The sequence below is a fragment of the Mycobacterium sp. TH-M11 genome (assembly GCF_057473725.1).
This window is the reverse complement of the sequence record NZ_JBYCLD010000097.1, coordinates 22,615-30,462: the sequence shown is the minus strand read 5'-3', so window position 1 is coordinate 30,462 and position 7,848 is coordinate 22,615. Positions and strand designations below refer to the sequence as shown.

At 65.5% G+C, this 7,848-nt stretch carries 9 protein-coding genes; 8 read left to right on the top strand and 1 reads right to left on the bottom strand.

What is annotated here, in order from left to right; all coding sequences use genetic code 11:
* Positions 1 to 69 precede the first annotated feature (69 nt).
* Genes AC2VOG_RS04035 through AC2VOG_RS04015 form a run of 5 tightly spaced genes read left to right on the top strand, consistent with a single transcriptional unit; the run spans position 70 to position 4,959 of the window.
* A complete protein-coding gene (locus AC2VOG_RS04035; protein WP_486938627.1) occupies positions 70 to 1,404 on the top strand; it encodes a class I SAM-dependent methyltransferase in 1,335 nt (444 codons plus the stop codon).
* The gene (locus tag AC2VOG_RS04030; RefSeq protein ID WP_486938626.1) at positions 1,404 to 2,192 is read left to right on the top strand and encodes a DUF1295 domain-containing protein; all 789 of its coding nucleotides are present in this window, start codon (positions 1,404 to 1,406) and stop codon (positions 2,190 to 2,192) included. Before AC2VOG_RS04035 ends, AC2VOG_RS04030 begins: the two co-directional genes overlap by 1 nt.
* Before the next feature lie 35 nt (positions 2,193 to 2,227).
* Positions 2,228 to 2,788 carry a sigma-70 family RNA polymerase sigma factor gene (locus tag AC2VOG_RS04025; RefSeq protein ID WP_486938623.1) on the top strand — a complete coding sequence of 187 codons (561 nt, stop codon included), beginning with the start codon at positions 2,228 to 2,230 and terminating at the stop codon, positions 2,786 to 2,788.
* Complete coding sequence (locus tag AC2VOG_RS04020) at positions 2,785 to 3,468, top strand: anti-sigma factor (protein ID WP_486938622.1); 684 nt, start codon at positions 2,785 to 2,787, stop codon at positions 3,466 to 3,468. Before AC2VOG_RS04025 ends, AC2VOG_RS04020 begins: the two co-directional genes overlap by 4 nt.
* A 30-nt stretch (positions 3,469 to 3,498) precedes the next feature.
* On the top strand, positions 3,499 to 4,959 hold the full coding sequence (locus tag AC2VOG_RS04015; protein ID WP_486938621.1) for an NAD(P)-binding protein: 1,461 nt from the start codon (positions 3,499 to 3,501) through the stop codon (positions 4,957 to 4,959).
* Positions 4,960 to 4,977: 18 nt separating this feature from the next.
* Here the strand turns inward: AC2VOG_RS04015 and AC2VOG_RS04010 are convergent, their stop codons facing one another.
* Entirely contained in the window at positions 4,978 to 5,499 is a 522-nt protein-coding gene (locus tag AC2VOG_RS04010) for a mycothiol transferase (RefSeq protein ID WP_486938620.1), read from the bottom strand.
* Positions 5,500 to 5,668: 169 nt separating this feature from the next.
* Here AC2VOG_RS04010 and AC2VOG_RS04005 point away from each other — a divergent pair, with 169 nt between their 5' ends.
* The 3 genes from AC2VOG_RS04005 (at position 5,669) to AC2VOG_RS03995 (ending at position 7,553) form a co-directional block, all read left to right on the top strand.
* Positions 5,669 to 5,806 carry a hypothetical protein gene (locus AC2VOG_RS04005; RefSeq protein ID WP_486938619.1) on the top strand — a complete coding sequence of 46 codons (138 nt, stop codon included), beginning with the start codon at positions 5,669 to 5,671 and terminating at the stop codon, positions 5,804 to 5,806.
* Positions 5,807 to 5,869: 63 nt separating this feature from the next.
* Positions 5,870 to 6,859, top strand: a complete 990-nt coding sequence (locus AC2VOG_RS04000) for a hypothetical protein (RefSeq protein ID WP_486938618.1) — start codon at positions 5,870 to 5,872, stop codon at positions 6,857 to 6,859.
* The gene (locus tag AC2VOG_RS03995) at positions 6,816 to 7,553 is read left to right on the top strand and encodes a hypothetical protein (RefSeq protein WP_486938617.1); all 738 of its coding nucleotides are present in this window, start codon (positions 6,816 to 6,818) and stop codon (positions 7,551 to 7,553) included. Before AC2VOG_RS04000 ends, AC2VOG_RS03995 begins: the two co-directional genes overlap by 44 nt.
* Positions 7,554 to 7,848: the final 295 nt, after the last annotated feature.

Below are 7,848 nucleotides of genomic sequence, written 5' to 3'. Positions count from 1 at the left end.
GGCACCCGCCGACCCGCGACGGTGAGCCACGTGGCACGGATGCAGATCCTCGCGCCCCTCGCCCCGTTGATGATCGCGCTGCGGATCCGCGTCCAAGGGATCGCACTGTGGCTACGACGGCTTCCGGTGCTGCCGCGCAATCCGGTGGGCATCGAAAAAACCGCTGCCGCCATCGATCCAGAGCGCTGGCCCGCAGTGGCGAAAGTTCCCGGCGGGCCCGCTTCGTCGGCGTCCGCGGTGGTGGCCGACCGGCTGCTGCGTCGCATCGCCGGCCGGCTGCCCTTGCGGCTGACTTACCCGGACGGCTCGGTGATCGGTGCGCAGGACACGACGGCACCGACACTGACGATCCACCAGCCGGACCGGTTGGCCCGTCGCATCGGGCGTCACGGACTTATCGGGTTCGGCGAGTCCTACATGGCCGGCGAGTGGGAGTCCGATCAGCTCACCGAGGCGCTGACCGTGCTCGCCGGCGGAATGGACACTGTGGTACCCCGCAGTTTGCAGTGGTTGCGCCCCATTGTCACTGCCTCCCAACCACTATCGGCAAACCGCAGCAGGCGCCAGAGCCGGCAGGCCATCGCGGCGCACTACGACCTTTCCAACGATTTGTTCGGGGAATTCCTCGACGAAACCATGTCGTATTCAGGCGCACTGTTCACCAGTTTGCCTGCGGCGTGGCCGGATCTTGCCGACGCGCAGCGGCGCAAGATCGATCGACTTCTGGACGCGGCGCACGTGGGTCCGGGCACCGAAGTCCTGGAAGTCGGGACCGGGTGGGGAGAACTCTGCATTCGGGCGGCCGCGCGCGGGGCCAACGTCCGCTCGATCACGCTTTCCGAGCGCCAGCAATGGCTGGCCGGCCGGCGCGTCGCCGCCGCCGGGCTGTCCGATCGGGTGAAAATCGATCTTCGTGACTACCGCGACGTCGGCGGAAACTACGATGCGGTGATATCAGTCGAGATGATCGAAGCCATCGGCTATCACGCCTGGCCAGAGTATTTCCGTACGCTGGATCAGCTGCTGACGCCGAGGGGACGGCTCGCGGTGCAGGCCATCACGATGCCGCACCACCGGATGATGGCAACCCGCAACACACACACGTGGATTCAGAAATACATCTTCCCGGGAGGGTTGATTCCGTCCGCCAAGGCCGTCACGGACATCGTCGGGCGCGAGACCCAGTTGCACACCGTGGATGCGTTGTCGTTGCGTCACCACTACGCCGAGACGCTGCGACTGTGGCGGGAGCGGTTCATGCAGCGCCGGAAGACACTGTCGCACATCGGTTTCGACGAGGTCTTCGCGCGGATGTGGGAGCTTTACCTGGCGCACGCCGAAGCCGGCTTCCGGTCGGGGTACCTCGACGTCTACCAATGGACCTTCGCCAAGGCAGTGACGTGATGTTGGCCGACTTCGCGATCGTCTCGGGCGCCTCGATTGTCGCGCTGACCGTGGTGCACGCCATCACCTTCGGCATCGGGCACCGCATCGGTCGCTACAACGTCGTCGACGTTGCCTGGGGTCTGGGGTTCATCGCAGTCGCGACGGTTTCGGCGCTGCTCGGCCACGGCGATCCGTTCCGTCGGCGCCTGGTGCTGGCGCTGGTCGCCATCTGGGCCGGCCGGCTCAGCTGGTTCATCGCCCGCAAATCCGCCGGCAAGGGCGAAGACCGGCGCTACGCCGACATGCTCCGCGGCGCGGGCGTCGGCCAGGTGGTGGTCAAGGTATTTGTGCTGCAAGCCTTCATGACCTGGTTCATCGCACTGCCGTTGCAGCTCTCGGCGGTGTCAGGTCCGACGCCGACACGGTGGCTGGCGGTCACCTCGGCCGGGGTGCTGGTGTGGTTGGTCGGCGTGCTTTTCGAAGCCGTCGGCGACCACCAGCTGCAGACGTTCAAGTCCGACCCCGCGCACAACGGCGTGGTGATGGATCGTGGGCTGTGGATGTGGACGCGGCACCCCAACTACTTCGGCGACGCCTGCGTCTGGTGGGGGTTGTGGCTGGTCACGTTGACCGCCTGGTGGTCGGCCGCCACGGTGCTCTCCCCCGTCACGATGACGTATTTCCTGGTCTACGCCACCGGCGCCCGGCTCACCGAGAAATACATGAGAGGCCGGCCGGGGTTCCGCGAATACCAGCAACGGACATCCTTTTTCATTCCACGCCCGCCTCGATCGGCACGATCGTGACGGCCGCTGTCGCCGAGCGGCTAGGCTACCGGTCGATGAGCGGACCCTGGCAACGCACCGACCTCGACGCATTGCTGCGCCGGGTGGCGCAGCGCGACCCCGACGCGTTCGCCGCGCTGTACGACGGCACGCGGTCCCGGGTCTACGGACTGATCACCCGGGTGTTGCGGGATTCGGGTTACAGCGAGGAGACCACCCAGGAGGTTTACCTCGAGGTGTGGCGGAACGCGAAATCGTACGACCCGGCGAAGGGCTCCGCGCTGTCGTGGCTGATGACCATCGCGCACCGACGGGCCGTTGACCGCGTGCGTGCCGAGCAGTCTGCCGGCCAGCGGGAGTCACGCTACGGCGCGGCCACGGTGGATCGTCCGAGCGATCTGGTGGCCGATTCGGCGATCGCCGCCGACGAGCATCGGCGGGTGGCGGCCTGCCTGGACTCTCTCACCGACGTGCAGCGGCAGTGCATCGAGATGGCGTACTACGGCGGATTGACCTACGCCGAAGTTTCACAGCGGTTGTCGGCCAATTTGTCGACGATCAAGTCGCGGATGCGGGACGCGCTGCGCGGTCTGCGCGGCTGCCTGGGGGTGACATGACCGGACCCACGGAATTCGACTTGCTCGAACTGGCCACGCCGTATGCGCTGAACGCCGTCACCGATAGCGAACGCGTCGACATCGACCGGCAACTCGCCGCCGCGCCGCAAGCCGTCGCCGCGGCTTTCCGCGACGAGGTGCGCGCGGTGCGCGAGACCATGGCAGTGCTGTCGTCGAACACAGCCCTCGAGCCGCCCGAGCGGCTGCGCGCGGCGATACTTGCCGACGCCACCCGCCGGCCTCGTTGGCGCGCAGCCATCTTGGCCGCAGCCGCCGCGATCGTGGTGGCGTTGGCGGCCTTCGGCGCGGGCATCGCGTTACGCCCGGCACACGTCCCGACGATGGCCGAGCAGATCATCTCGGCACCCGATGTGCGTACAGCCTCGACCCCGATGGCCGGCGGCACGGCGACGGTGGTGTTTTCGCGGGACATGAACGGCGCTGTGCTGGTGATGGATAACGTGCCGCCACCGTCGCAGGGCACGGTCTACCAGATGTGGCTGGTCGGCGACAAGGGCGCACAGTCGGCCGGCACGATGAACGCCGCCGCCATTACGCCGTCGACCACGCACACGTTCACCAGCCTGAAGAACTCCAACATGCTCGCCTTCACCGTCGAACCCGGCGGCGGGTCACCCCAACCGACCGGAAAGATTTTCGCGAAACTACCGCTCAACTAATCGCGCACGCCAGCAAGGGGGAGAATCGGCGTGACAAGGATTGACACGGACTACCTGGTCGTCGGCGCCGGCGCGATGGGCATGGCCTTCACTGACACGCTGGTGACCGAGACCGACGCACAGGTGGTGATCGTCGACCGCGGGCATTCCCCGGGCGGCCACTGGAACAGCGCCTATCCGTTCGTCCGGCTGCACCAGCCCTCGGCCTATTACGGCGTCAACTCCCGCGGACTGGGCAGCGACACCATCGACCAACTCGGCTGGAACGAAGGGCTCTACGAGTTGGCGACGGTCGGCGAGATCTGCGCCTACTTCGAAAAAGTGATGCACCAGGACCTACTGCCGAGCGGGCAGGTGTCCTACTTCCCGATGGCCGAGTATCTGGGCGACGGCCGGTTTCGCTCGCTGCCCGGCGGCGACTACACCGTCAACGCGCGCCGCCGGATCGTCGATGCGACCTACCTGCAGACCACGGTGCCGTCGATGCGTCCGTCGGCCTACCACGTCGCCCCTCGCGTCGACTGCGTGCCGCCCAACGGCATGCCGGCCAACGCGGTCGGTCGCGAGCGCTTCGTTGTCGTGGGCGCCGGCAAGACCGGTATCGACGCGTGTTTGTGGTTGCTGCGCAACGGCATTCCACCGGAACGGCTGACCTGGATCATGCCGCGCGATTCGTGGCTGATGGACCGCGCCACCATCCAGCCCGGAGCGCAGTTCCTCGAACGGTTCCAGACCGGATTCGCTCAACGACTGGTCGCCATCGAGGCCGCCACAGACGTAGCCGACTTGTTCGACCGCTTGGAGAAATGCGGCAATCTGCTGCGCCTGGATCCAGCGGTGCAACCGACGATGTATCGCTGCGCGAACGTGACGAAGACCGAACTCGAGCAGTTGCGACGGATCGGCGACGTCGTGCGGATGGGCCGCGTGCGAAGCATCGAACCCGGCCGGGTCACGCTGGCGGACGGTGAGATCACCGTCGAAGGCTCGGCGCTCTACGTCGACTGCAGCGCCGACGGGCTGGAAAAGCGGCCGGCGGCAACGGTGTTCGACGACAACCGGATCACGCTGCAGAGCATCCGTGGCTGCCAGCAGGTGTTCAGCGCCGGGATGATCGCCCACGTCGAAGCCGCCTACGCCGACGACGAGACGCGAAATCGGCTGTGCCAGGCGGTGCCTCACCCCAACACCGACGTCGACTGGCTGACCACGACGCTTGCCGAACAACGCAATCAGATCAGCTGGTTCTCCGATCCCGAGCTGATGGATTGGCTGTGCAACGCCCGGCTGGACCTGATGCGGCACATGTACGCCCCGCTGATCGGCCAACCGGAAAAGGTGCGCAGCAAGGTCTTCGGGTACATCATCAACGGGTTGCATTCGGCCAACACCAAGCTGGACGCCTTACTGCGCGAGCACCTTTCAGCCGCTGAGCAGCCCGTCGGAAGTCGGAATCCGTCGCGGGAGTCGCAGGTGCGATCCTCGTCGTAACGCCATCGTTGGCTGCGCCTACGGCGCGATGCCGCGCAGATAGGCCGCCTGACCGAGATGCTGTGCGCAGTCGTCGATGATGCTGACCAGCCGGGCGCTGGCCGTCACCGGCGGATCCCAGTTGCGGTCGACAATGCGCTCGAGATCCTCGGCGGTGACCCCGGCCACGAACTCCAGCGTGAGCTCGTGGACGGCGTGGTAGTAGCCGGCCAGCAGTTCGACGGGCGCGCGCACCTTGGCCACCTCCGCGGGCCCGTGCCCATAGCCGGAGTCGTTGCGCGGCAAGTCGAGTCCGAACCGGTCGACCCATCCGCCGGCCGTCCACACCTGGTCGATGCCGGCGATCGGGGCGAGTTGAAGGTCTTGCACCCGCGCGCTGTGCCAGATCAGCCAGGCGATGCTGTTGGCGTGCGGTGTCGGCCGGTAGTCGGCCTGCTCGTCGGTCAGGCCGTCGGTGATCTCGTCGACGTGTTCGATCAGCCGAGTGAACGAATCGCGCAACAACTCGCGGGCAGCGGCATCGGGATCGGGATCGGACATACCAGCCGACCCTACGCGTGCGCTCGTGGCGTGGTCCTCCCGCCAAGCGCAGCCACGGTCGTAGATCATTTAGGTCGGCATTGATCGCCTGGGACGCAATGCGGCCGATGAAGGCCGACTCGAGGCTTTGCAACCTGGCTCAAGGTCGCGTCCTGTTACGATTTTATCTATGACGCTGCCGGTCAACGTCGATTCCGCTGTCTTGCGGAGGGAGGCAGCCAACTTCGAGCGCATTTCTGAGTCGCTCAAAGATCAGATTGCTCGCGTGCAGCAGACGGCAACTGAGTTGGTAGCTGAGCAAAACTAAAAAGGCCGAGCGCGCGATGCCGTCAGCGGCGCCCTCAGCCGTTACATCGAGGCTGCACAAGCGATGTCGAACGGACTGAACGATAACTCCACCAAGCTCGCGACCGCCGGCCTGCTCTATGAGGCAACCGACGAACAGCAGTCTTCACGACTGGCGCACGCGATGGGCCTCGGTAACGAAACCGACGACGGCCATCCCGGCCATGTGGGAACAGCTGGTAACAAGCACCACGACGGGCATATCCGAGCGGTCGATGATCACCATGGAGCCGGTGCGGATCAGGCAATCGTCAACGACCCGCATGCTGACCCCACGTCAAGACATTTGGCGCAGGAGCGTTTAGACGACATACGCAACGCGAACCTGGTCGGGCCACCGATGCCTGACACCGTCCTCGGAAGAGATACGAAAACACGCGCCCAGGCGCGACGCCAGTTCCAAGAATTCCTGGAGTCGGGCAAGGCTTATCCCGACCGACCGCCCCTTACGCCTGATCAGGCCACCCAGTTGCTCGACAAGTGGGAATCCAACAGCCGCAGCATGGTTCTCAGCGATTTCGGGAAGCAGTTGCAAGCGGCGGGGGTTTCGCCGCCAGGGGTTGAGCGGGCGATCGAGGAAGTCCGTGGCGGCAAAACCCCCGGCCAGGTTCTCCACGATGCCGTAAGCGGCCTCTCCGACTACGGCGGAGCGCTCGGCGGGGGTGCGGAGAGCCACGCGGGTGCCATGCCACACGGCAAGCACTGGGGTGGAAACGCCCCAGTCTGGTCGGAGGCGGACGCGAAAGCCCTGGAAGGCTTCGGCCGCAAGCTCACCAAAGCCGGAGTGGGGCTGGACGCGCTCGTCACCGGTTACGACGTGATCAACGGAGCGCCGCTCGGTCCAGCAGCGGCCGGACTAGGTGCACGCGCGGCGGGCGGCTTCGCCGGCGGGTGGATCGCCGGCTCGTTTTGGGGATCGTTTGTCGGCCCGGAAGGCACGCTGATCGTCGGGTTCCTCGGCGGCGTAGCGGGTGCCGCCGGCGGTGACAAAATCGTCAACATGCTGGGCGGATGACATGAAGGACGTTTTTTTCGGTGCTGCTGTCGTCTGCTATATCGCCGGATTTTCACTGTCGTCCTTTCGTCTGACCCGCAGCGCGCAGCGTCGCATCTACTGGCTATGCGCATGCTTGGCCGGGGTTTCCGGCTATTTAGCGTGCTACCCGGATCGCGAAAGAGGCTTCGGAGTCGCCGGGATATTCTTCGGAGGGATGGTGATTGCCGCCTACACGGCGACGTCCTACATCAAAATCAGCGGCAGAATCTTCGCGCTTTCGCTGGCCGACAGCCAGTCCGAATCACCGGCGGCGCCTCATTCGGGTGACGACATCGATCCCACGCCCGATTCCTACGGCGGCATGCTGTCGGCCGCCAAGATGTGGTGGATGCTCGTCATCATCGCGGTGATCGCCGGCGGGAACGTCTACTTCGCGGCAGTGGGCCGCGAACAGGGCTTGATCCCGTGGACCAGCGCCGCATTCATCGCCCTCATAGCTCTCGGCATCGGATACGGCGACGGAAGTTGGGACTATCCTGTCGCGCGCCGCCAGTACATACAATTCGCGGTGGCATCGCTGGTCACGGCGGGCAGCGTCGCTGTCTTGTACCTTGCTTCCTACTACACAGCTCGCGTCTACCCGCTCCGTCGCGAACAATCACTCGAATACCGGGCTCACCCGCGCCACCAGAAACGCCGCCCACCGGGTTAATGGCACGCTTTGCGGCATCGTGACGAGCGACGCCTACGCGATGGTCGCGATGGTCTCCTTGATGGGGCTATTCCTTGCGGCCTCGTACTGGTCCTTTCGCCAGATCCGACGCGGTCGGAGTGAGCCGGCCGACCGATCAGGTGTTCGTCGCTCCCGCAGCGCTTCGCACACTTGTGACCACCCGTCCGCGATGTGCCAGTTGTGCCACGGTTCTGAACAGCCACTTGTTGCGCAGAGTTAGGCTTCCTTGATGGGCGCTGACCGTGGACATGGGCGCGGTGTCCAGTGGACACAA